We start from the raw sequence: 23,032 nt of genomic DNA, 5'->3' as shown, positions 1-23,032 counted from the left end.
GAAAAGGAGAGAAATCAAGTGATTGTGGAAAAAAGAAGGTTTCCGTCCCCCCATCCGCATATTCACTTATTTACAGTGACCTATGAGGCAGATGGACTTCGGATCAAAGGGTTGCTCGCTGAACCAGCCGGAGAAGATCTCTATGACGGCTTTTTGTATTTAAGAGGCGGCATAAAAAATGTGGGGATGGTCAGACCAGGCCGGATTGTGCAATTTGCCGCGCAGGGATTTGTTGTATTTGCGCCCTTTTACAGAGGAAATCAGGGAGGCGAAGGAAACGAAGACTTTGCCGGAGAGGACCGGAAAGATGCTTTTGCTGCCTTTCAATTGTTAAAGCATCATAAAAAGGTGAAGCAGGAGCGTATTCATATCTTTGGTTTTTCGCGCGGAGGCATTATGGGCATTTGGACCGCTGTTGAAATGAAACAGGAGGCCGCTTCCTTTGTGACATGGGGAGGCGTCAGTGATATGAAGCTCACCTATGAAGAGCGTGTGGATATGAGAAGGATGATGAAACGTGTGATTGGCGGTCCCCCGCACAAGGTGCCAGAGGCCTATGAGGATAGAACGCCTTTAAATGATGTGGATAAAATTGAAGCGCCTGTTCTCATCATCCACGGAGAAGAGGATCAGAATGTATCCATTGAGCATGCGTATTTATTAGAAGATGCGCTGCGCCAGCACGGAAAGTCAGTGGAGACTTGGTATTTCCATGGATACAACCATTATTTTCCGCCGCAGCACAATCGGGAAATTGTCAGAAGGCTGACGACGTGGATGCACAGCCGGAAAAGCGGAAATGTGGTAAAATAAGCAGTATAACGAAATTTAGAAAGTAGGGGGATTTTCAATATGGGAATGCCTGTTGAATTTAATACAATGATTGTCACGAAGGGAAAAGAGACAAGAATTGAAGAGAATGTATTTGAACTCATGAAGGAAGGGTACCGCATTTATCCATTAAATATTCCGCTTGAGGTGCGTAAAACGAAAGACGGAGAAAAAACAGGGACAGCACACGTTGAAAAGCTAGAGCTTACAGACAATGTGACAAAGGTGACTTACCGTCTCGTATCATTACATTCAACGAACTAACAAAAAAAGCTGAGGGAATGATTCCCCTCAGCTTTTGTCATTTGATTATACGAGTGGTCCGCCTTTGGCTTCAATGTCACTTGCTGCGTGGCTGAATTTTTGGAAGTTCTTTTTAAATTCATTGGCAAGGAAGTGTGCTTTTTCTTGATAAGCCTCTTGGTCATCCCATGTTTTAGATGGTTGAAGCACTTCATCTGGTACGCCAGGAATATGAAGCGGGATGTGTAATCCAAAGATGTCATCAGTGATCATTTCGGCGTTGTCGAGGTCACCTTCGATCGCTGCTTGCACCATTGCTCTTGTATGCGCTAGGTTCATACGTTTGCCTGTACCATAACCTCCGCCAGTCCAGCCTGTATTCACAAGGAATACTTTTGCGCCGTGCTCATCAATTTTTTTGCCAAGCATTTCAGCATAGACGTGAGCTGGAAGCGGCAAGAATGGTGAACCAAAGCAAGTAGAGAATGTCGTTTCTGGTGATGTGACACCGCGCTCAGTTCCTGCTAATTTACTTGTGTAACCGCTCAAGAAATGGTACATCGCCTGTTCTTTTGTTAAACGGCTGATTGGAGGTAAAACGCCAAATGCATCAGCTGTTAAGAAGACAATGGCAGATGGGTGTCCTGCGATACTTGGCGTCACGATGTTATCAATCATTTCGATTGGGTAAGCAGCTCGTGTGTTTTCAGTAAAGAACGTGTCATCATAATCTGCTTCACGTGTTTCTTCATCAAGCACAACATTTTCAAGAACTGATCCAAAGCTGATGGCTTTGTAGATTTGCGGCTCTTTTTCTTCGCTTAAGTTCACACATTTCGCATAGCATCCGCCCTCAATATTGAAGACTCCTGAGCCAGACCAGCCGTGTTCATCGTCACCGATCAGCTTGCGGCTTGCACTTGCAGAAAGCGTCGTTTTCCCAGTACCTGAAAGGCCGAAGAATAGTGCGACATCGCCTTCTTGACCGACGTTTGCTGAGCAGTGCATGGATAAAATATCTTGCTCAGGAAGCAGGTAGTTCATGACAGAGAAGATGGACTTTTTCATCTCTCCTGCATACTCTGTTCCACCGATCAGAATGGTGCGTTTTTCAAAAGAAACGATAATAAACGTTTCAGAGTTTGTGCCATCTGTTTCAGGATCTGCTTTAAAATGCGGTGCAGATAAGATGGTGAATGGTTTTTCGTTTGAAGAAGGTGTTGATCCGTCAGGTCTGATGAATAGTTGCTTTGCAAAGAGATTGTGCCATGCAAATTCGTTTACCACTGTAATTGGCATACGGTATCTTTCATCTGCGCCGGCAAATCCTTCAAAGACGAATAGTTCATCACGTTCTTTTAAGTATGACACAACCTTTGTATATAAACGGTCAAATGCTTCTTTAGAAATCGGCTGGTTGACTTGACCCCAATCAATTTTATGTTCAGAGCTTTCTTCTTTTACGATAAATTTATCTTTAGGCGAACGTCCTGTGTAGGCACCCGTTGTAGCACGGACAGCTCCTGTTGATGTTAAAACGCCTTCATCACGTGCCAAAATCTTTTCAACAAGTTTCGGAACAGATAAATTTTGGTGCGTATTTTCTAATGAGAGCAATGACTGCAAATCTTCTTTTAAATCCACTGAGTTCATAAAAAAACCCTTCCTTTACCGTTGAATTTGTTTTGTTTCGATTAGTATAACACATTCATAACAATAGTCTATACTATTTAAATATTTTTGTGTGTGTTTTTTCATTTCTGCTATGAAAATATGCTTTCTGGTGATGCTCATATTGTGGTGAAAAAAAGGGAAGATAATTCTGATGAAGCATTGACATAACGCAAGTATTTAAGATAAGATATCTTATTGAACGGATACTCTTATCCCGAGTTGGTGGAGGGACAGGCCCGATGAAGCCCAGCAACCGGTTTCTTATGAAAAGGCATGAATATGCTGAGAAACCAAGGTGCTAACCTGATGCAAGGTACAAGAACACCTTGAGCGATAAGAGTGAAAGGCATGCGATCCCAGACCCTTTCCTCGCAATGAAGGAAATGGTTTTTTTATTTTTGGGACATCATATGAACAAATTGCCAATAACATCTCTAATAGAAACGTTTTCAAATATAAGAGGGAACGAGTTCCGTATCATATTGGAGGCCTCATCTTGGGATGATGTGGTCTTGTACAGGAGGAAATAGCCATTATGAGTCAAAATCGTCGTTTATTTACTTCAGAATCAGTGACAGAAGGACATCCGGATAAAATCTGTGATCAAATTTCAGACAGCATTTTGGATGAAATTTTAAAGAAAGATCCAAATGCACGTGTTGCCTGTGAAACTTCTGTTACAACGGGTCTCGTATTAGTAAGCGGAGAAATTACAACGTCTACTTATGTCGATATTCCAAAGACGGTGCGTGACACGATTAAGGAAATTGGCTACACGCGTGCGAAATATGGTTTTGATGCGGAAACATGTGCAGTGCTCACATCTATTGATGAACAGTCTGCTGATATTGCGCAAGGTGTAGACAAAGCGCTTGAAGCACGTGAAGGCACAATGACTGAAGAAGAACTTGATGCGATCGGTGCAGGTGACCAAGGATTGATGTTTGGTTTTGCCAACAACGAAACCGAAGAACTTATGCCGCTGCCGATTTCACTAGCGCATAAATTATCTCTCCGTTTAACTGAAGTTCGCAAGGATCAAACACTTGCTTATCTACGTCCAGATGGAAAAACACAAGTAACAGTAGAATATGATGATCAAAATAAACCTGTTCGTATTGATACAGTGGTTATTTCTACGCAGCATGCACCAGAAGTGACGCTTGAACAAATTCAAAGCGACTTAAAAGAGCATGTCATCAGCCCTGTCGTTCCAAGTGAACTGATTGATGAACAGACAAAATACTTTATTAACCCAACTGGCCGTTTCGTGATTGGTGGACCTCAAGGGGATGCTGGTTTAACTGGACGTAAAATCATCGTTGATACGTATGGCGGATACGCTCGTCATGGCGGCGGTGCTTTCTCTGGGAAGGACGCAACAAAGGTTGACCGTTCAGCGGCATACGCTGCTCGTTACGTAGCGAAAAACATTGTAGCTGCCGGCCTTGCAGATTCTTGTGAAGTACAACTTGCTTATGCAATTGGTGTTGCACAGCCTGTATCGATTTCAATTGATACTTTCGGAACAGGAAAAGCTTCTGAAGAAAAATTAATTGAAGTGGTTCGTGCGAACTTCGATCTTCGTCCAGCTGGCATTATTAAAATGCTTGACCTGCGTCGTCCGATCTACAAACAAACAGCTGCATACGGACATTTCGGCCGTCATGATTTAGATCTTCCATGGGAAAAAACGGATAAAGCCGATACACTTCGCAAGGAAGCATTAGGACAATAACAACATATAAAACCGCTTATTTTAAGCGGTTTTCCTTTTGATTAAAAAAAATTCTACAATAAGCGAAAAAATGTGAAACAAAATCGGACAAATAACTGTCTAATTATAGGTCTACTTTTAAGAAATAACATAACGTGGAGGCAATAATATGTGTGGGTTTGTTGGTGTGTTTAATCACCGTCCATTGTCCGAAACTACTGAGCAGGAAGAGTTAATTAAACAAATGAATCGTCTCATCGTTCACCGTGGTCCGGATGATGAGGGTTACTTTCATGATGAGCATGTAGGATTTGGATTTAGACGTTTAAGTATTATAGATGTTGAGCACGGAAAGCAGCCGCTTTCTTATGAAGATGAAAAGTATTGGATTATTTTTAACGGGGAAATTTATAACTATGTGGAGCTGAAGGAAGAGCTTGTGAAAAAGGGCTATACGTTCAGCACAGATTCTGATACGGAAGTACTGCTTGCCACATACCGTCATTATAAAGAAGAAGCGGCTTCTAAGCTTCGCGGCATGTTTGCATTTTTAATTTGGGATAAAGAAGCGCAGCAATTATATGGCGCAAGAGATCCTTTTGGCATCAAACCGCTTTATTTTACACAAATGGATGAGCAAGTGTATTTTGCGTCTGAGCGCAAAAGCTTGATGGCTGTGAACGAGAACATTTTATTTGATGAGACTTCATTGCAGCAGTACATGTCGTTCCAATTCGTTCCTGAGCCAAATACGCTTGATCAAAAGGTGCATAAAGTTGAGCCTGGTCATCAGTTTATTTTACGCCCAGGACAGGAGATCGAATTTAAGACATACTGGAAAGTTCAATTCAAGCCTGAGCAAACACAAGAACAGAAGTTAATCGAAGAAGTACGTGATGCGATCTATGATTCTGTGAAAGTTCACATGAGAAGTGATGTACCTGTTGGTTCATTCCTCTCAGGTGGTATTGATTCTTCCTTCATCGTGTCTGTCGCAAAGGAATTACACCCTGAACTGAAGACATTCTCTGTTGGCTTCCAGCAGGATGGCTTTAGTGAAGTCGATGTCGCGAAGGAAACAGCTGATAAGCTAGGCTTACAAAACTTCAGCGCCGTCATTTCTCCAGAGGAATATATGAACGAGCTTCCGAAGATTGTCTGGCATTTAGACGATCCTTTAGCTGATCCGGCGGCGATTCCATTGTATTTCGTGGCAAAAGAAGCGAAGAAACAAGTGACGGTTGTTCTTTCAGGTGAAGGAGCGGACGAGCTGTTCGGTGGATATAATATTTACCGTGAGCCTATTTCTCTTAAACCATTTGAATCTGTACCATCTATGCTGAAAAAGCTTCTTCTTCGTCTGGCTCGTTTAATGCCAGAAGGAATGAAAGGGAAGAGCTTTATCGTTCGCGGCTGTACGCCATTAGAGGAACGTTATATCGGTAATGCGAAAATCTTTGAAGAGCCAGTGAAGAAAAACCTCTTAAAGCATTATGATCCAAGCATCACGTATCGTGACGTAACGAAGACATACTTTGAGGAAAGCGCAGGCTACAGTGATATTAACAAAATGCAATATGTTGATATCCATACGTGGATGCGCGGAGACATCTTATTGAAAGCAGACAAGATGACGATGGCGAATTCTCTTGAGCTTCGTGTTCCATTCCTTGATAAGGTCGTTTTTGAAGCGGCTTCTAAAATTCCAGAAGAGCTGAAAACAAAAGATGGCACAACGAAATATTTATTGCGTAAAGCAGCAGAAGGCATTGTGCCTGACCATGTGTTAAACCGTAAAAAGCTTGGTTTCCCTGTGCCAATTCGTCATTGGTTGAAAAATGAGATGAATGCTTGGGCAAAAGACATCATCAAAAACAGTCAAACAGATGAATACATTAACAAAGAGTATGTGCTTGATTTATTAAATGAGCATTGTGCTGGTAAAGCAGATCATAGCCGTAAGATTTGGACCGTCCTTATCTTTATGATTTGGCACAGCATTTATGTGGAGCGCAGCATTGATCCAGAGCAGTTGAATCATCAACCGAAAGAAGTTATCTTTAGTTAATGAAAAAAGGTTTTCAGCACAAAGCTGAAAACCTTTTTTGTTATGATAGAAAGCGGCGGAAAAGGGTAAAATAACAAGCGGTTCATAGTTATTGCTTAATATCCTGAAAAAAACATGATAAAGTGAAGATACGCGTATGATGTTAACGGGATATAAGGGAACGATAGTATTGTCCTTTTTCTACATATTCTCTACGGATTCTGTCCATGTCTTGGATATCTTCATCTGTTAACTGCCGGACGACCTTGGCTGGACGGCCGAAAGCGAGTGATCCTTTTGGAATGACCTTTCCTTGAGGGACAAGACTACCTGCACCGATAAAGGCACCTTCGCCAATTTCTGCACCATCGAGAATGATAGACCCCATACCAATGAGGGCATTTTTTCGAATGATTGAGCTATGTAATGTGACTTGGTGTCCAATGGTAGCACCATCTTCTATAAGAAGTGTTTTTCCAGGACTTTGATGCAGACAGGATAAATCTTGAATATTGACGTTTTTTCCAATTCTCACAGGAGCGACATCGCCTCTGATGACGGTTTGGAACCACACGCTCGAATATTCTCCAATCGTGACATCTCCAGTAATGGTGGCGTTATCTGCGACAAAGACCGATTCATGAATCTCAGGTGTAAACTGATGATATGGATAAATCACTTTTTCGACTTCCTTTCTTAATACAACATTTGTGAGGTGTTTACTTTGTGGACTTGGCATGCTGAAAGACCAGTTGGTACAATTGTGATTGTACATGGTGCGAGTGAATATCACGGCCGATATAAATGGGTGATCGAAATGTGGCGAAATGCCGGCTATCACGTCGTCATGGGTGACCTCCCTGGGCAAGGGACATCGACACGTGCACGCGGCCACATTCGTTCGTTTCAAGAATACATTGATACAGTAGATGAATGGATCGAACATGCGAAATCATTCAGGCTTCCTACTTTTTTACTTGGACACAGTATGGGCGGACTCATTTCAATTGAGTGGGTCAAGCAGTACACCCATACGAAGATTGATGGCCTTATTTTATCATCACCTTGTTTAGGTCTGCAATTTAAACCGAAGAAGCTAATGGATTTTGCATCAAAAGGTCTAAATGTGCTCGCACCGTCCTTTAAAGTCGAGTCAGGGCTGTCGATTGAACTAGCCACACGAAATCAGGCTGTGATTGAGGCAGACTCAAATGATTCCCTTTACGTAACAAAGGTGTCGGTTCGCTGGTACCGAGAGCTGATCAAAAATATTGATGCAGCCATGCAGCCTACGAATGTCTTTAAATCGATTCCGCTCCTTTTAATGCAGGCGGGCGATGATAAAATCGTCGATAAAACGAGGGTGATCAAATGGTTCAATGGCATTGAATCAACCAATAAATCATATCGTGAATGGGAAGAGCTGTATCACGAAATTTTTAATGAACCGGAAAGAGAAGATGTGTTTAAGGCAGCAAGAGCCTTTACAGATCAATATATTTGATGGTGAGCTTTTAAGTTAGGGGTGGATTGATTTGTCAGTACCAGAGCGTCCTTTTGCACTGATGACAAAGGTGTATAAAGATATTTTTCCGCTTGTTCATCAGGAGCTAAAAAAGTGGCGAGCTCATGCAGAAATGATTGAAAATGAAGAACTGCGAACGCAGGCATTAGCAAGCATATCGAGTAAAGCCTTTCACTGCGAAGGCGGAGGTATTTTATCTCTTCTAGCAGGTGAGGCGAAAGAAACGTGTATTGAATTCATTGTGGCGTATCAAACCATCAGTGATTACTTAGATAACCTATGTGACCGCAGTACGTCGCTTGATCCAAAAGATTTTCATATGCTGCATCAAGCAATGAGAGATGCGCTTGATATTCATGCTGAGCTCAAGCCGTATTATCAATTCCGTGATGAGCAAGAGGATCATGGGTATTTACATGCGCTTGTCCGCACATGTCAAGACGTGCTGTCACGCCTTGAGCATTATTCGATTATTCAGCCGTATTTACACACGCTGTGTGATTATTATAGTGATTTACAAGTACATAAACACGTGGTCCCTCATGAACGTGTGCCTCGACTAGAGTCATGGTTCCGCCAATATGAAAAGGATTTGCCTAAGATGGAATGGTATGAATTTTCAGCTTGTGCAGGATCAACGTTAGGGATTTTCTGTCTTGTGGCGTACGCGCTGCAGCCGGACTTTACAGAAAAGCAGGCGAAGCAAATTTACGAAAGCTATTTCCCTTATATTCAAGGTCTGCACATTTTACTTGATTATTTAATTGACCAAGAAGAAGATAGGCTTGGAGGAGATCTGAACTTTTGCTCCTACTATGCCTCTCATCATGAGATGATGGATAGACTTCAGCATTTTATTGAAAAAGCGGATGAACAGCTGAAAGGCATTCCGCACGAAAACTTTCACAAATTAATTAACAGAGGATTATTGGCAGTCTATTTGTCCGATGAAAAAGTGACAGCCCAAAAAGAGATGAATAAGCTGGCAAAACGGCTGATCAAATCAAGCGGGAAAACATCGTTCTTTTTCTATATCAACGGAAGAGCTTACCGGACCTATCAGAAAATGCCTTGGATGAAATCCTCATAAAAAAGCTCAAATCCTAATGGATTTGAGCTTTAGCGTATAGACAAACCCTCGCATTCAGTGTCAGGTCTCTGCTCCGGTGCTCGCCCTTCCTAGACTGCAAAGGTTTTCTATCACGCTGAAAAGAAGAAAAAAAGCTAAAATGAACATCATTTTAGCTTTTTTTCAATGGCGACCACAAAAGGCGGGTCGTTTTGAATATTCATGTATTGATATGATAAAACTTGTACCTCTTCATGAGGAAGTGATCTGCAATAGTCGAGAAGCACTTCTTTTTCTCTTTTCCCTTCTGGGTGTCCATGATAAATCACAAGGACGATCAGACCTCCGGGTTTAAGCCAGTCGAGGAGCTGCTCAATGGCTTCAATGGTTGTATCGGCCTGAGTAGTGACGGCTTTATCGCCTCCGGGCAAGTACCCAAGGTTAAACACTGCGCCAGAGATATGTGCATATACATCTCTTGGCAAGTGTTGAGCCAGTTTTTCATGACCATCGTGAATCAGATGAACATATGGATATCGCTCGCCAAGCCTTTGGCGCGTCTGCTGTATGGCTTCTTCTTGTACGTCGAATGCGAAAACTTGTCCATCATGACCGACAAGATCAGCTAAATAGAGTGTATCGTGGCCATTTCCCATCGTTGCATCAATGACGATGTCGCCTTTTTGACAAGCCCGTTCTAACAGCTCTTTACTAAAAGGGAGCATGCGTTTCAAGATCATTTTGCTGCTTCTTCCAATCTGACGAAACGTTTGCCTTGGTAGCTGTTACGTCTTTCAAGCTCAGCATTAATGGCATTTAATACTTCCCACTTATTTACACTCCACATTGGACCGACCATTAATTCAATCGGGCCATCGCCTGTAATACGATGAATAATCATTTCTGGCGGCAGGATCTCCAACTGATCACAAACAAGCTGGACATATTCTTCCTGGTTTAGAAACTCCAATTTGCCTTTTTCATATTGCTTGACCATCGGGGTTCCTTTTAAAAGGTGAAGCAAATGAATTTTAATTCCTTGCACATCTAAATCAGCAACAGCTTTTGCTGTCTCCATCATCATGTCCCGGTTTTCAAGAGGCAAGCCGTTGATGATATGCGAGCAGACACGAATGCCGTGTTTTCGCAGTTTTTCTACACCTTCTACGTAGCATTCATAATCATGGGCACGGTTAATGAGCATCGCTGTCCGTTCATGAACCGTTTGAAGACCAAGTTCTACCCAGAGATAAGTGCGCTCATTTAATTCAGCTAAATACTCCACCACGTCATCTGGCAGGCAGTCAGGTCTTGTCGCAATAGATAAACCAACCACACCATCCAAATTCATCACGGTTTCAAATTTTTCCTTTAAAACAGGAAGCGGGGCGTGTGTGTTTGTATACGCCTGAAAATACGCCATATATTTTCCGTCTTTCCATTTTGTATGCATCCGGTCTTTGATTTCGTTAAATTGAGTGACGAGATCATCCGCCCGGTTTCCTGCAAAGTCACCAGATCCTGCGGCACTGCAAAATGTACAGCCTCCGTGGGCTACAGTACCATCACGGTTTGGGCAGTCAAAGCCGCCATCTAATGCCACTTTAAATACTTTATGACCAAAGTGCTCTCGCAAATGATAGTTCCATGTGTGATAGCGTTTTTCGCTGTTTGAATATAAAAAAGGGTTATGCTGATCCAAGTCAGTAACCTCCTTGCGTAATAATAGGCATCCTTAAAGTTTAACAAAAATCAAGAAGGAGGACAATTAAATCTGTCCAACATTTTCTTTAGTGAAAAAGCTTTACGTGGGCAAAATAGGCGGGAGCATTGATGAAATGGAGGGAATGCAGGATGGCAACAAGGCAGTCAATCGATGAATTTATCCAAAAAAGTACTGAAACCCTTGAGTTTGCAAATGAGCAATTTGATTTGAACTTACGCCAAGAGCATTATAATGAGGACGAATTTTCTAAGGCGCAGCTTATGCTTGAAGATGCAGTCAACGAATTAGAAAAATTAAAAGATGTCGCCAATGACCAGCAAAGAGAGCGGTTAGATAGGGCACGTGTTCAAATTCAAAGCTTGCAAAATCAAATGATTTTAGGTATTTCTTACGACAACGAATGATAAACAGATCCTTTTTTAAAGGGTCTGTTTTTTATTTTTGAAAGGATATTGACTTTTTATTTGAGTGTCTATATTGTATTAAGTGTACTACATCAACTAATACACTAAAGGCACTTAAAAAGTGAAGAAAGGTGTTCAACCATGAAAAAAGAAAAAAAACCAATCAATTTGAAGTGGATGGTGCTGGCTGTTGTGTTAGCATGTACATTTTTTTTCGTTCTCGTTTTCATTGGTTTTGAAGTTCAAAAAGATTTGATACTTAATTCAATCCCTTTAATGCAAGGGCATGAACAAGCAATAGGACTGCAAAAGCATGAATGAGAAAAGAGGGAGCCATCATGATTCAAATAGATCCACGAAGCGCTGCGCCAATATATGAACAAATCATTGAGCAACTCAAAATTTTATGTCTAAAAGGTGTAATGAAGCCTGGTGACAAACTGCCCTCTGTCAGAGAGCTCGCCACTATTATCATCGCCAATCCAAACACCGTCAGTAAAGCATATAAGGAGCTTGAGCGGGAAGGGATTATTGAAACACTAAGAGGTCGCGGTACGTATGTAACAGAAGAGGCTCAGTTAAAGCTGAATGAAGGGAAGGTATTGGAGATGAAGGAGCAATTAAGACAACTCATTATAGAAGCTCATTATGCCGGTATTGATATTCAACAACTGAAGGAATGGATAGAAGAGATCGGCTCAAGTCTTGAGGGAGGAAAAAAAGTTGATTGAGGTTAGAAATGTATCGAAGACATTAAATGGACGTGAAGTACTTAGTAACGTTTCCTTCAAAATAGGCGAAGGTGAGATCTTTGGTTTGCTTGGCAGGAATGGCTCTGGTAAAACAACACTTCTCCGCTTGATCCAGCAAATTCTTCTTCCAGATGAAGGAGAGATTTATTTTAAAGACGTGCTTGTGAAAGACCACCCGTTAGTAAAGCAAAATATTGTGTATATGCCAGTCGTCAATCCCTACTTTGACAGATACAATTACGGGCAGCTTGTCCAGCTGTTAAAGCATATTTATCCGAAGTTTGACGTGACATATGCCAATGAACTTGTGAACCGCTATGAAATTCCGGAAAAAGTAAAATACCGTGAACTATCGACAGGGTTAAAAAAGCAGCTGTCATTAATTTTAAGCTTTGCGATCAAGCCAGCTGTGATTCTGTTAGATGAACCAACAGATGGTATTGATGCCGTCACAAGAAATGATGTTCTTCAGCTCATGATCGACGAGGTAGCGGAACGTGAAACGTCGATTCTCATCACATCGCACCGATTAGAGGATATTGAGCGTATGTGTAACCGAATCGGGTTTTTAGAAGGAAATCAACTCACAAGTGTCATGGATCTTGATGAATTAAAGAATGATTATGTCAAAATCCAGATGGCTTTTGAAGAAGATATGAACTTGAGTATACGAAAAAATGGTGTTGCTATATTAGATCAAGCTGGCATTTTTTATACAGCGCTTGTTCTTAAAACCGATGTAGAGGCTAAAGAGTACTTAAAGTCGCTGCAACCAAAAGTATGGCATGAACTGCCTGTCAATTTAGAAGAAGTATTCATTGCAAAGTTTGGAGGGAAACGGAGATGGTAAAGCGGCAATTATTATATAAGGAGTGGAAGCAATCAGAGCTGACATTTATTTTAGTCATGCTGGTTGCAGTCTTTACGACGCCATTATCCTTTTTACTTGGATACTCATCCTTTCAAACTTGTTTAAATGATACGACATGTACAACAGTAGATGATGGCTTTTATTATAATTTCAGTTCTGATATTTTTATCGCCCTCTCATGGACTATGGGTTTGCTTTTTGCGATTATCCAGCTGGGATATGAAAGAAATAAAGGGCAAATCGATTTTACTTTATCCTTGCCGTTTAGCAGAAGTATCATTTTTCATACAAAGTTTTTCTTAGGTGCCGGAATCATAACGCTCGTTCATGTGTTGTCATATTTTCTCACTTACTTACTCATATTAGGCACTCAACCAAAAGAGACGTTTGACTTTAATAGTGGTTACTTCATTGCGCTCGTATCAACCTTAATGATTTATAGTTTGTGTCTTGCAGCAGGTGCGTTAACAGGAAGCGCAATTAGTCAAGCCATTGTTACATTCAGTACATCAATATTGCCATATTTATTAATTTGGCTTCCGATGTTTCATTTAGATTTTATTTTCAGAACGAATAGGCATTGGGTCGATGTCAGTTATGAATACTTTATTATGCCTATCGCCCCAATTACTTATATAACAGACCGTTTTCAATTTCGAGATATAGATAAATATCCACTTTGGTTCACTGGTGAAGAATTCATCATACCCATTGTGATGATGATTGTATTTTATCTCATTGGTTTGTTTAGCTTTATCAAGCATCCTATTGAACGAAATGGCCGTTTCTTCCTTTACTCAAAAATGGATAGACCGATTCAGATTTTGGTCATTGTCTTCGGTGTTCTAGGATTTGGATGGGTTGGATTTTCTTCTGACACTTCCATGTTTGGTTATATTGTTGGCATGATCATCGGCGGCGTTGTAGGCGCACTAACAAGTTATTTCTTAATATATCGAAAAAGATAAACAGAGAGTAGGGGAGTAGAGATGATTCAGGTTCAAGCGTTAGATCATGTGTTTACAATTGGTAAAAAAGGCAGAGAGAATGAGATTCCTGTGCTAAAAGGGATTGACCTATCCATCAAAAGAGGCGACATTGCTTGTATTGTGGGTCGGAGCGGTTCGGGGAAATCGACCTTATTGAACTTAATTTCAGGATATATTACGCCAACGAGCGGACAAATTGTCATTGATGGGACCGATGTGACTGGGTTTAATGAAAAAGAGTGGGCGGACTTCCGCTTAGATCACTTTGGTTTTATCTTTCAAAGCTTTCAATTGATCGGGAGCTTAACGACGTATGAAAATGTTGAACTTCCGCTCACTTTAAAAGGTGTGAAGCCGTCTGAACGAAAGGCGAAAGTAGAAGAAATGCTGAAACGAGTAGGTCTAGAACATCATGCAGGGCATTACCCGAATGAGTTGTCAGGCGGGCAGCAGCAGCGTGTGAGTATTGCAAGAGCCTTGATTTTAAATCCATCTATTATTTTAGCGGATGAACCAACAGGCAGTCTAGATTCAGAAACCGAAGGAGAAATTTTAGCCTTTATCCAGCAGCTCAATCGTGAAAAAGGAATCACCTTTGTCATCATTACACATGACGATGAAGTCGCTTCAATCGCAGATACCACGTTCCAGCTTCATGATGGTGTATTAAAGAAAGGGGAACAATCCATTGAAATTTAGAGATCAGGTCAAATTCATTAGAAGAAACATGAAGAAAAATAGATTGCGTGTGTTTATGACCATTCTTGCGACGACAATGGCATGCTCTTTCTTAATCGTTTTAGCATCTGTTGGTTTTGGTCTGCAAAAATCGGCGCAAGATGAAATCATGAAACAGCAAATCATCACAGAAGTGAAAGTGTTAGGCAAGGAAAAAGGTGACGTCAAAGTAGATGATTTAAAGAAATATGATCATGTGAAATCTGTCGTCTCAAGAACGGCGCTCATTCCACCGGTAAACGTCGAGCTCGATGATCGCTCAGGTGAAACGCAGGCTGCTCTAACCGATATGAAAGAAGAAAAAGAAGCAGGGCTTGAGCTAGACCGAGGGAAAGTCCCAACATCAGCGAATGAAATTGTGGTCGGGTATCATATGGCTGAACAACTGTGGACAAAAAAAGAACGCCAAGCCTATGAAAAAAAATTAAATCAGACATCAAATGGTGAAGAAATGCCAAAGGAGCCTAAGGGCTACACGAAAGATATTATAAATAAAGTGATTCAAGTCAAAGTACCAAAACTCAATGAAGAAAATGAAGTCGTCAAAGAAAAAACATTTGATTTCCGTGTAGTAGGTGTGTTGAAAAAGCCGAATCTGGAGTGGCAAGAGGATCATAAAATTTTTATTCCGAATGCGTATGAAAAGGAATTTGGTCAAATACTCGATCTATCTCCTGAAGCAGGAAATGTCGAGAAAATGACTTCTGTTTATGCAGATAAATTCGATAATGTCGGTGCACTCACGAATAAGCTGACAGATGAGGGCTACCAAGTCATCTCTGTGACGAATCAGCTTGAAGGTATGGATATGTTCTTTACAGTCTTCAAAATTGGACTTATTTTTGTTGGATGTATTGCGGTCATTATTTCTGCAATTGGTATTTTTAATACGATGACAATGGCAGTAACAGAGCGAACACAAGAGATTGGTATTATGAAAGCCATTGGCGCGAATCCATCGATTATCAAGCGAATGTTCCTGATGGAAAGTGCTTATATTGGGGTGATTGGGTCAATCATCGGAATTATCATCTCATATATCATTAGTTTCGCCGTCAATTTAATTATTCCAGCTATTTTGTCGTCCATGTCAGAGGGAGGGTCAAGTGATCAATTCTCGATCACCTTCTCCTACATTCCACTCAGCCTTGTGATTACGGCAACAGTGATTAGCGCAGGGGTAGCGATCCTTTCAGGGCTCAACCCAGCACGTAAAGCAACAAAAACGAATGTATTAGCAGCATTAAGAAGAGAAATCTAAAAAAAGAACCTCCTAAGGCACCCAATTGGGCTGACAGGAGGTTCTTTTTTCGTGATACATAGCTATTGCTTAGGTGCCCGGTACCCTGCACGCTCTGCTTCTTCTACGGAGCAAAACATTTTGGTTACATTTTTGGTTCTAGAGTAGTATCTGCTGCTCGGTGTGTGATAAATACCGTTGACACTTCCTTTAATGTTACAGGCTGCAGATTCTTTTTTTGTTTCCTTCTGTGATTCATGACCGCCTGTGCTTTTTCCTTCATCTTTAGGAGCGGAGCGCTGAACGGTAGAAGACTCCGTATCGCTGCTGTTTTTCTTGTTCTCTTTTTTAAGTGTTTCGATGCTTGAGGCAAGCTTGTCTATTTTCTCTTCAAGCGCTTGAATGGTCTTTTCTTGCTTTTTGACTGTTTCTTTTTCTGAGGTGATGGTTTCTAGTTTTTTCGCTAGTTTTTCTTTATCCTTTGTTGCGTCCTCTAAAGAAGCGGTAAGTTCCTCTTTATCAGCTTTTAAGTGCGTTATGTCAGATGTGAGCTGCTTTTGATCCTTTAACAGCTGTTCTGAAGATGGATCTGCTTGTGCCTTCGGTGCATCTGTGGCAGCAAACGGTAATGACATAATGGAAAAGATGAGACCCAAGATCAAGAAAGGATAAAAAAGTTTCTTTGAAAAGATCTGCGCATTCTGGTGTTTGAGTAATAAGAAATTGACGGCATATCCTATGGCAAAACAAACACATAAAAGACCTATGATGAGTAACATCATCATCTAGTAGCCCCCCTACATCTTTCATTACACCTATCATACCTCATTTTTCCATTTTTAGGGGGCGTTTCAACTAAAAAAACCCTGTTTTACACAGGGTTTTCAGCTAATGGTAATCCTTTGATTGCTTCCTTAACCGTCAAATAAGTGATTGTATCCTGAAAATCTGTATCCAAGTCTTTCATTTTCATTGCAAGCTGCGGTTTGATCCCTGTGATGATCAGTTCGGTTCCGGTTAGATTAAGAAGACAATGCAGCTTGAAAATGCGTGCTGCAACGGAATCATCGACATCGATTAAGCCAGAAAGATCGACAATTAAATAATCATCCTTTGAATCATCTAATATACAAGTTAACTTCGCGACAATTGCATCAAAGCGTTCTTCAGATAGTTTTCCAATGAGTGGCAGAGCAGATACACCATTTTTGATTGGGACGATTGGCGTCGAAAGAGAGGTGACTTCCTGTAAGGAATCTTCTAGGAGCTGTTCATATTCTTTCTGTTTCGTAATATCCTTTTGAAAGCCAATGAAAAATGTTTTATCATCTTGTTCAATGTATAGAGGATCTATATTGAGTTCATTCCAAAAAAAAGTACCGTCTTTTTTATAATTTTTCAGCTGTGTGGTAATAGGTGTTTTATTCTGTATTCCATGACGTATTAAATCGAGCTGCTTTTGATCTGTGTCTTTCCCTTGAAGGAATCGACAATTACGCCCAAGAATCTCATCTGGTTTGTATCCAGTCATGTGTGTAAAGCCATGATTCACATAAACGATAGGGTTGTCCTCTAAAGAAGGGTCTGTAATGACAACACCGATCCGCGCATGATCTAACGCTTTTTTTATGAGTTCAAGCTGTTTTTGTAAGCCGAAGATGTTCGAGCTGACCATATTACCCTCCTTTGTTGCTGCTATCAGACATATCAAATGGTTGTCTTTTCAACCAAAGGTATTCCTTACTAACGTAACATAACATATGTTCTGTTTCAACGATTGCAATGGCTTTGTTAAATTTGTCATCATAGTTTGTCCTCCATTAGAATATAGTAAGTAAGGAGACTTTTCTTTAGAAAAAGAAGGAATCAATTGCTTATAATTCATAAAATGACATAAATAGTTAATATGAATTAGGTAAAAATGATTCCAATGCATCAAGATTGTTTCGGGTCATTCACATATAATGGAAGAAACAAGCTTTTTTTCTTCGTTAGAGAGAATAGACCTTTTACATGGATTATGACGGAACAGCAGAATGGCATTACAGGGGGCTGGACAGCCTGAAGTCGCTTTACTATTCTAAGGGCTTTAGGAAGGTGATGAAAATGCTGCAACAAGTCATTATTGCTTGCGCCATTGGAGGGGTCATGGGCATTCTCGGTCACGTAAAGAAAAAAGGCAGGCTAGAGAAGCCCAGAATGACAAAAAAGTTTATTTATTTAGGGTTTATTGAAGATTGGCTCGTTGGGATGATTGCCGCTACACTGCTTGTCTTATCCTCAAATCCCGATTCTAGTCTGCACTTGGTCATCTTATCAATTATTTCAGGTTACGGAGGAGAAGCAGTTCTCCGAAGCTTTGATTTTGTAAGAGAACAGCATTCACAGAATGCAGACTCCAACCGTCATAACCGATCTCCACACGAATAATATCCTCTACTTTACCCTGATCTAGGGTACATTCCCATTGTATACAAACCTGCTTGCACTTATGATCATAATTCTATAAAATACTACTTAGATGACGGTTACGATAAGAACAGTGAAGAGGAGTAGTAGGAAAGCAGTATTTGTCTTTAGAGAATTGACGGCTGGTGAAAGTCAATCAAATCTGCTTCTGAACTCGCCTCAGAGTTGCAGTTGCGTTAAAGCTTCTGTCGCATGTCTGCGTTAAAGATATTAAGTGAGCGTACAAACAGAAAGTTACGCTAACAAGGGTGGTACCGCGGGAACCAAAAAATCTCTCGTCCCTTTCCAGGGATGAGGGTTTTTTGTTGATTTTAGAAAAATCTGAATTCTTGCAGTGGTCATCTGAGCAGATACAGCCGTACATATTAAAGGAGGTTTTCACATTGAGTTTTCAGCATCGGGAAATTGAAAAGAAGTGGCAGGATTATTGGCTGACACATAAAACATTCGCCACATCTGACTCGGAAGATAAACCAAAGTTCTATGCACTTGATATGTTTCCATACCCATCAGGAGCAGGACTTCATGTCGGGCACCCTGAGGGCTACACAGCAACGGATATTTTATCACGCATGAAACGTATGCAGGGATATGATGTTCTTCATCCAATGGGATGGGACGCATTTGGTCTTCCAGCAGAACAGTATGCACTAGATACAGGGAATGATCCGGCGGTCTTTACAGAAGAGAACATCAATAACTTCCGCCGCCAAATTCAATCACTAGGGTTCTCATATGATTGGGATCGAGAAATCAACACGACTGATCCAAATTATTATAAATGGACACAATGGATTTTCTTGAAATTGTACGAAAAGGGATTGGCGTATATCGATGAAGTACCAGTGAACTGGTGCCCAGCGCTTGGCACAGTCCTTGCAAATGAAGAAGTCATTGATGGAAAAAGTGAACGCGGAGGGCATCCGGTTGAAAGACGTCCGATGAAGCAATGGATGCTAAAGATTACGGCATATGCGGACAGGCTGTTAGAAGATTTAGAAGACATTGATTGGCCTGAAAGCATTAAAGATATGCAGCGTAACTGGATCGGACGTTCAGAAGGTGCACATGTTCATTTCGAAGTAGAAGGACATGATGAACAGTTTACTGTATTTACAACGCGTCCTGATACATTATTTGGTGCAACCTATGCGGTACTTGCACCAGAACATGCACTTGTTGAAAAAATCACAACAGCTGCTCAAAAAGAAGCAGTCGAAGCATATATGAAAGAAATTCAATCTAAGAGCGACTTAGAGCGGACAGATCTTGCAAAAACGAAGACGGGTATTTTCACAGGCGCTTATGCCATCAATCCATTAAATGGTGAAAAGATGCCGATCTGGATTGCAGATTACGTGCTGGCTACTTATGGAACAGGCGCGATTATGGCGGTACCTGCCCATGATGAGCGTGACTATGAATTTGCCAAAACATTTGATCTGCCAATCAAGGCAGTTGTCGAAGGCGGAGACATTGAAAAAGAAGCTTACACAGGTGATGGAAAACACATTAACTCTGATTTCCTCGATGGATTAGGAAAAGAAGAAGCGATTGAAAAAGTCATTGCATGGCTGGAAGAACATCAAAAAGGCGAAAAGAAAGTCACTTATCGTTTAAGAGACTGGCTATTTAGCCGCCAGCGTTATTGGGGTGAGCCAATTCCAATTATTCATTGGGAGGATGGAACTTCTTCAGCTGTTTCTGAGGAAGAGCTTCCACTGATTTTGCCTAAGACGACTGAGATTAAGCCAAGTGGTACAGGTGAATCACCTTTAGCCAATATTAAAGATTGGGTTGAGGTTGTCGATCCTGTTACAGGTAAAAAAGGACGCCGTGAAACCAATACAATGCCGCAATGGGCAGGCAGCTGCTGGTATTTCTTACGTTATATTGACCCGCATAACTCAGAAGAGCTTGCATCTCCTGAGAAGCTAAAGAAATGGCTTCCTGTTGATGTATATATCGGCGGAGCAGAACATGCTGTACTTCATCTTCTATATGCACGCTTCTGGCATAAGTTCTTGTATGATATCGGTGTTGTTCCGACAAAAGAACCTTTCATGAAATTGTTCAACCAAGGAATGATTCTTGGGGAAAATAATGAAAAAATGAGTAAATCAAAAGGAAATGTCGTCAATCCAGATGATATCGTAGAATCTCATGGTGCGGATACATTACGACTTTATGAAATGTTCATGGGACCTTTAGATGCATCAATCGCTTGGTCTGAAACAGGACTTGATGGCGCTCGCCGTTTCCTTGATCGTGTATGGCGTCTATTCACAAATGAAGATGGCACAATCAGTGATAAAGTAACGGAGCAAACTGGAGGCGCATTAGAACGAAGCTATCATGAAACCGTGATGAAGGTAACAGACCATTATGAAGGCCTGCGCTTCAATACAGGGATCTCACAATTAATGGTGTTTATCAATGATGCCTACAAGGCTGATACACTTCCGAAAGAATATGCAGAAGGCTTTGTGAAACTACTTTCTCCAATTGCACCGCATGTAGCGGAAGAGCTTTGGAATAAACTTGGTCATGAAGGGTCTATTTCTTATGAAGCATGGCCGCAATATGACGAGTCAAAGCTTGTCGACGATGAAGTAGAAATTGTCGTACAATTGAATGGGAAAGTGAAAGCAAAATTAACCGTTCCTGCTGATGCAACAAAAGAACAGTTAGAAGAGCTTGCGAAAAATGATGCACGTGTAAAAGAACAGCTTGAAGGGAAAACCATTCGCAAAGTGATTGCGGTTCCTGGGAAGCTTGTCAATATTGTTGCGAATTAGTGATGACACCCATCGGTATGAACCGGTGGGTGTTCCTTATTTCCCGGGACATAATTTTGTCGAAAACAAGGTGATTGCACTATCGATCTCGTATGTTAACAGATGATCAACAAAAGGAGGAGTGACGTCAATGGAAAAGGAAAGCAAACGTGAACAACTGCTCAGTCTGTTAGGAGAAATGCCAGAACGCCATCGCGTGGAGGCATATACGTTAAAGATCGAGGATCGTGAATCGTACGTAGTCGAAACACTCATTCTTTCAATTCATGGTGTGGAGGAAGTGCCCGCTTATTTTGTGAAGCCGAAGGATACGGTGAAAAAAAGACCCGTTGTGCTCTTTCAGCACTCTCATGGTGGGAACTACGTCGATGGGAAGGAAGAGCTCATCAAGGGTGCTCATTATTTGCAAGAGCCTTCATATGCGAAAGAGTTCACCTCAAAAGGCTATAGTGTCCTGGCTATTGATCATGCAGGATTTGGTGAGAGAAGAGGAAGAACCGAAAGTGAAATTTTTAAGGAAATGCTTTTAACAGGGAAAGTGATGTGGGGCATGATGCTGTATGAAAGCATGTGTGCAATTGATTATGTGCTGTCTCGACCTGATGTGCTGCCGGACCGGTTAGCTGTTTTTGGAATGTCAATGGGCGGGCTTCTTTCCTGGTGGACGGCTGCGCTTGATGAGAGGGTCAGTGTGTGTATTGATCTTTGTGCACAGGTCGATCACCACACATTAATTGAAACGAACAATTTAGACAGGCATGGCTTTTATTACTATGTACCAAGCTTAGCAAAGCACTTTACGGCAGCTGATATTCAAGCAATGATTTTTCCAAGGCCGCATTTAAGCTTAGTTGGAAAACTTGATCCACTCACACCTGCTGAAGGCGTCGCACGCATTCAAAAGGGATTGAGCCAAACTTATCAAGCGGCTTCATTAAAAGAACGGTATCAGCTTGTTGGTCTTCATGCAGGTCATTTTGAAACAGCCGCTATGCGTCACGAGGCCACTCGATTCTTAAAAAAATGGCTGTAATCTATAAAGGCTTGGACATACTACGTCATTAGAAAGGAGGAGACACATGAAGAAGATCACGATCATTGGCGGGTGCGGTGTGATCGGCCGTATTTTAACAAAAACGCTCTCTTCTGAGTATGAGATCACCATTATTGATCAAGCGAGCTGTGTAAAAGGAGTTATTATTGCAGATGCAACGAATGAACAGGAATTATATGAGGCGATTCCGCGAGATACAGATGTCATCATACACCTTTTAAACATGGAGATGACGCATGATGTGATGAATCATGAGGAGTTTGAAAAAATGAATGATATTTTTTGGAGGAGCTCTTATTCTATGTTTCGATCAGCTACAAGTCTCGGCATACGAAAAGTCATTTTTGCAAGCAGCAATCACGTGACTGATCGTTATGAAAAAGATGGACGCTCCTTACTAGGGAGACATATTACAACAAACGATGTACCTGCGACTAAAAATGTCTATGGCATTTTAAAATTTGCTTCTGAACAGCTAGGCCGTCTGTTCCATGATCAAACGGGAATGTCTGTTATCAATTTACGGATTGGAACGGTTGTGACAGATGAGATGGAGGCATTACACGAGAAAGAACGGACGAAACGAACACTTCTTTCACATGAAGATCTAGCAGGGATGATAAAGGCAGCGATTGAAACGGCCGTTCCCTTTGGGACATATTATGCCGTATCAGAAAACGAAGAAAAGCCTTGGTCTACGGAAAACACGAAGCAGGAGTTAGGCTACAGACCTGATGTGAATACGACGGAAATCCTTGAAGAAAATGATCGGGCGTAGGGCATAATCATGTCATTAGCTGATGATCTTATTCTTTTGTTTCATGAGCATAAAAGCACGACTGACAGGATCGACCCAGTTGGACTGTCAAGATGATTATAGACGCT

The 23,032-nt window shown here is 41.2% G+C and carries 23 protein-coding genes, 1 riboswitch and 1 other annotated feature; of the genes, 17 read left to right on the top strand and 6 right to left on the bottom strand.

Going from position 1 to position 23,032, the window contains the following annotated elements; translation table 11 throughout:
* The first annotated feature begins 18 nt into the window (after positions 1–18).
* Both NST39_RS14440 and NST39_RS14435 read left to right on the top strand, forming a co-directional pair.
* Positions 19–813 (top strand): alpha/beta hydrolase family protein, encoded by a 795-nt coding sequence (locus tag NST39_RS14440; protein ID WP_268453136.1) that lies wholly within the window; start codon positions 19–21, stop codon positions 811–813.
* 39 nt (positions 814–852) lie between these two features.
* Complete coding sequence (locus NST39_RS14435) at positions 853–1,095, top strand: DUF2584 domain-containing protein (protein ID WP_003217584.1); 243 nt, start codon at positions 853–855, stop codon at positions 1,093–1,095.
* A gap of 45 nt (positions 1,096–1,140) precedes the next feature.
* On the opposite strand, the gene pckA is transcribed toward NST39_RS14435, so the two are convergent.
* Complete coding sequence (gene pckA, locus NST39_RS14430; RefSeq protein WP_003217554.1) at positions 1,141–2,727, bottom strand: phosphoenolpyruvate carboxykinase (ATP); 1,587 nt, start codon at positions 2,725–2,727, stop codon at positions 1,141–1,143.
* Between the two features lie 227 nt (positions 2,728–2,954).
* Positions 2,955–3,088, top strand: a riboswitch (SAM riboswitch).
* 195 nt (positions 3,089–3,283) lie between these two features.
* Between pckA and metK the strand changes: the two genes are divergently transcribed.
* Complete coding sequence (gene metK, locus NST39_RS14425) at positions 3,284–4,486, top strand: methionine adenosyltransferase (RefSeq protein ID WP_003217547.1); 1,203 nt, start codon at positions 3,284–3,286, stop codon at positions 4,484–4,486.
* A 148-nt stretch (positions 4,487–4,634) separates the two neighbouring features.
* The gene (gene asnB, locus NST39_RS14420; protein ID WP_044142155.1) at positions 4,635–6,533 is read left to right on the top strand and encodes an asparagine synthase (glutamine-hydrolyzing); all 1,899 of its coding nucleotides are present in this window, start codon (positions 4,635–4,637) and stop codon (positions 6,531–6,533) included.
* Between the two features lie 142 nt (positions 6,534–6,675).
* Here asnB and NST39_RS14415 read toward each other — a convergent pair whose 3' ends face one another.
* The gene (locus tag NST39_RS14415) at positions 6,676–7,191 is read right to left on the bottom strand and encodes a gamma carbonic anhydrase (RefSeq protein WP_012010975.1); all 516 of its coding nucleotides are present in this window, start codon (positions 7,189–7,191) and stop codon (positions 6,676–6,678) included.
* A gap of 45 nt (positions 7,192–7,236) precedes the next feature.
* On the opposite strand from NST39_RS14415, the gene NST39_RS14410 reads away from it, so the two are divergent.
* Together NST39_RS14410 and NST39_RS14405 are read left to right on the top strand one after the other, a co-directional pair.
* Complete coding sequence (locus NST39_RS14410) at positions 7,237–8,016, top strand: alpha/beta hydrolase (RefSeq protein WP_065098653.1); 780 nt, start codon at positions 7,237–7,239, stop codon at positions 8,014–8,016.
* Positions 8,017–8,047: 31 nt separating this feature from the next.
* A complete protein-coding gene (locus NST39_RS14405) occupies positions 8,048–9,127 on the top strand; it encodes a tetraprenyl-beta-curcumene synthase family protein (RefSeq protein ID WP_341028966.1) in 1,080 nt (359 codons plus the stop codon).
* A 146-nt stretch (positions 9,128–9,273) separates the two neighbouring features.
* Here NST39_RS14405 and NST39_RS14400 read toward each other — a convergent pair whose 3' ends face one another.
* Positions 9,274–9,846 (bottom strand): tRNA (mnm(5)s(2)U34)-methyltransferase, encoded by a 573-nt coding sequence (locus tag NST39_RS14400; RefSeq protein ID WP_341028965.1) that lies wholly within the window; start codon positions 9,844–9,846, stop codon positions 9,274–9,276.
* The gene (locus NST39_RS14395; RefSeq protein WP_216886899.1) at positions 9,843–10,808 is read right to left on the bottom strand and encodes a TIGR01212 family radical SAM protein; all 966 of its coding nucleotides are present in this window, start codon (positions 10,806–10,808) and stop codon (positions 9,843–9,845) included. The genes NST39_RS14400 and NST39_RS14395 overlap by 4 nt, the downstream gene beginning before the upstream one ends.
* Before the next feature lie 152 nt (positions 10,809–10,960).
* Here NST39_RS14395 and NST39_RS14390 point away from each other — a divergent pair, with 152 nt between their 5' ends.
* The 7 genes from NST39_RS14390 (at position 10,961) to NST39_RS14360 (ending at position 15,847) form a co-directional block, all read left to right on the top strand.
* On the top strand, positions 10,961–11,236 hold the full coding sequence (locus NST39_RS14390; protein ID WP_034665376.1) for a YtzC family protein: 276 nt from the start codon (positions 10,961–10,963) through the stop codon (positions 11,234–11,236).
* Positions 11,237–11,377: 141 nt separating this feature from the next.
* Complete coding sequence (locus tag NST39_RS14385) at positions 11,378–11,557, top strand: hypothetical protein (protein ID WP_003217546.1); 180 nt, start codon at positions 11,378–11,380, stop codon at positions 11,555–11,557.
* A gap of 17 nt (positions 11,558–11,574) precedes the next feature.
* Entirely contained in the window at positions 11,575–11,967 is a 393-nt protein-coding gene (locus NST39_RS14380) for a GntR family transcriptional regulator (RefSeq protein ID WP_044142160.1), read from the top strand.
* A complete protein-coding gene (locus tag NST39_RS14375; RefSeq protein ID WP_003217564.1) occupies positions 11,960–12,838 on the top strand; it encodes an ATP-binding cassette domain-containing protein in 879 nt (292 codons plus the stop codon). Before NST39_RS14380 ends, NST39_RS14375 begins: the two co-directional genes overlap by 8 nt.
* On the top strand, positions 12,832–13,827 hold the full coding sequence (locus NST39_RS14370; protein ID WP_341028961.1) for an ABC transporter ATP-binding protein: 996 nt from the start codon (positions 12,832–12,834) through the stop codon (positions 13,825–13,827). The genes NST39_RS14375 and NST39_RS14370 overlap by 7 nt, the downstream gene beginning before the upstream one ends.
* A 21-nt stretch (positions 13,828–13,848) precedes the next feature.
* A complete protein-coding gene (locus NST39_RS14365; protein WP_044142163.1) occupies positions 13,849–14,547 on the top strand; it encodes an ABC transporter ATP-binding protein in 699 nt (232 codons plus the stop codon).
* Complete coding sequence (locus tag NST39_RS14360; protein WP_341028960.1) at positions 14,537–15,847, top strand: ABC transporter permease; 1,311 nt, start codon at positions 14,537–14,539, stop codon at positions 15,845–15,847. The genes NST39_RS14365 and NST39_RS14360 overlap by 11 nt, the downstream gene beginning before the upstream one ends.
* A 62-nt stretch (positions 15,848–15,909) precedes the next feature.
* Here NST39_RS14360 and NST39_RS14355 read toward each other — a convergent pair whose 3' ends face one another.
* Both NST39_RS14355 and NST39_RS14350 read right to left on the bottom strand, forming a co-directional pair.
* Positions 15,910–16,611 (bottom strand): coiled-coil domain-containing protein, encoded by a 702-nt coding sequence (locus tag NST39_RS14355; protein WP_341028959.1) that lies wholly within the window; start codon positions 16,609–16,611, stop codon positions 15,910–15,912.
* Between the two features lie 86 nt (positions 16,612–16,697).
* The gene (locus NST39_RS14350) at positions 16,698–17,501 is read right to left on the bottom strand and encodes a PAS domain-containing protein (RefSeq protein WP_341028957.1); all 804 of its coding nucleotides are present in this window, start codon (positions 17,499–17,501) and stop codon (positions 16,698–16,700) included.
* 425 nt (positions 17,502–17,926) lie between these two features.
* Here NST39_RS14350 and NST39_RS14345 point away from each other — a divergent pair, with 425 nt between their 5' ends.
* From NST39_RS14345 to NST39_RS14330, 4 genes are all read left to right on the top strand, one after another.
* Entirely contained in the window at positions 17,927–18,256 is a 330-nt protein-coding gene (locus NST39_RS14345) for a DUF4257 domain-containing protein (RefSeq protein ID WP_223250657.1), read from the top strand.
* A gap of 103 nt (positions 18,257–18,359) precedes the next feature.
* Positions 18,360–18,581: a binding site (T-box leader), on the top strand.
* A gap of 97 nt (positions 18,582–18,678) precedes the next feature.
* On the top strand, positions 18,679–21,093 hold the full coding sequence (gene leuS / locus NST39_RS14340) for a leucine--tRNA ligase (RefSeq protein ID WP_065098645.1): 2,415 nt from the start codon (positions 18,679–18,681) through the stop codon (positions 21,091–21,093).
* A 130-nt stretch (positions 21,094–21,223) separates the two neighbouring features.
* Positions 21,224–22,126, top strand: coding sequence for a dienelactone hydrolase family protein (locus tag NST39_RS14335; protein ID WP_111911352.1), 903 nt, complete (start codon positions 21,224–21,226; stop codon positions 22,124–22,126).
* A gap of 46 nt (positions 22,127–22,172) precedes the next feature.
* Positions 22,173–22,925 carry an NAD-dependent epimerase/dehydratase family protein gene (locus tag NST39_RS14330; protein ID WP_065098643.1) on the top strand — a complete coding sequence of 251 codons (753 nt, stop codon included), beginning with the start codon at positions 22,173–22,175 and terminating at the stop codon, positions 22,923–22,925.
* Positions 22,926–23,032 lie beyond the last annotated feature (107 nt).

Source organism: Bacillus sp. FSL W8-0645 (assembly GCF_038007905.1).
GTDB classification, from domain to species: domain Bacteria; phylum Bacillota; class Bacilli; order Bacillales; family Bacillaceae; genus Bacillus; species Bacillus pumilus.
Note: the sequence above shows the minus strand (reverse complement) of the source record. Positions and strands in the feature narration are given on the sequence as shown.

Excerpts from the sequence above, each read along its gene's own strand:
- NST39_RS14335 (WP_111911352.1), top strand. The coding sequence starts at position 21,224 with ATGGAAAAGGAAAGCAAACGTGAACAACTGCTCAGTCTGTTAGGAGAA.
- NST39_RS14370 (WP_341028961.1), top strand. The coding sequence starts at position 12,832 with ATGGTAAAGCGGCAATTATTATATAAGGAGTGGAAGCAATCAGAGCTG.
- NST39_RS14400 (WP_341028965.1), bottom strand. The coding sequence starts at position 9,846 with ATGATCTTGAAACGCATGCTCCCTTTTAGTAAAGAGCTGTTAGAACGG.
- NST39_RS14345 (WP_223250657.1), top strand. The coding sequence starts at position 17,927 with ATGAAAATGCTGCAACAAGTCATTATTGCTTGCGCCATTGGAGGGGTC.
- NST39_RS14330 (WP_065098643.1), top strand. The coding sequence starts at position 22,173 with ATGAAGAAGATCACGATCATTGGCGGGTGCGGTGTGATCGGCCGTATT.
- pckA (WP_003217554.1), bottom strand. The coding sequence starts at position 2,727 with ATGAACTCAGTGGATTTAAAAGAAGATTTGCAGTCATTGCTCTCATTA.
- metK (WP_003217547.1), top strand. The coding sequence starts at position 3,284 with ATGAGTCAAAATCGTCGTTTATTTACTTCAGAATCAGTGACAGAAGGA.
- NST39_RS14350 (WP_341028957.1), bottom strand. The coding sequence starts at position 17,501 with ATGGTCAGCTCGAACATCTTCGGCTTACAAAAACAGCTTGAACTCATA.
- NST39_RS14365 (WP_044142163.1), top strand. The coding sequence starts at position 13,849 with ATGATTCAGGTTCAAGCGTTAGATCATGTGTTTACAATTGGTAAAAAA.
- NST39_RS14355 (WP_341028959.1), bottom strand. The coding sequence starts at position 16,611 with ATGATGATGTTACTCATCATAGGTCTTTTATGTGTTTGTTTTGCCATA.
- asnB (WP_044142155.1), top strand. The coding sequence starts at position 4,635 with ATGTGTGGGTTTGTTGGTGTGTTTAATCACCGTCCATTGTCCGAAACT.
- NST39_RS14380 (WP_044142160.1), top strand. The coding sequence starts at position 11,575 with ATGATTCAAATAGATCCACGAAGCGCTGCGCCAATATATGAACAAATC.
- NST39_RS14385 (WP_003217546.1), top strand. The coding sequence starts at position 11,378 with ATGAAAAAAGAAAAAAAACCAATCAATTTGAAGTGGATGGTGCTGGCT.
- NST39_RS14390 (WP_034665376.1), top strand. The coding sequence starts at position 10,961 with ATGGCAACAAGGCAGTCAATCGATGAATTTATCCAAAAAAGTACTGAA.
- NST39_RS14435 (WP_003217584.1), top strand. The coding sequence starts at position 853 with ATGGGAATGCCTGTTGAATTTAATACAATGATTGTCACGAAGGGAAAA.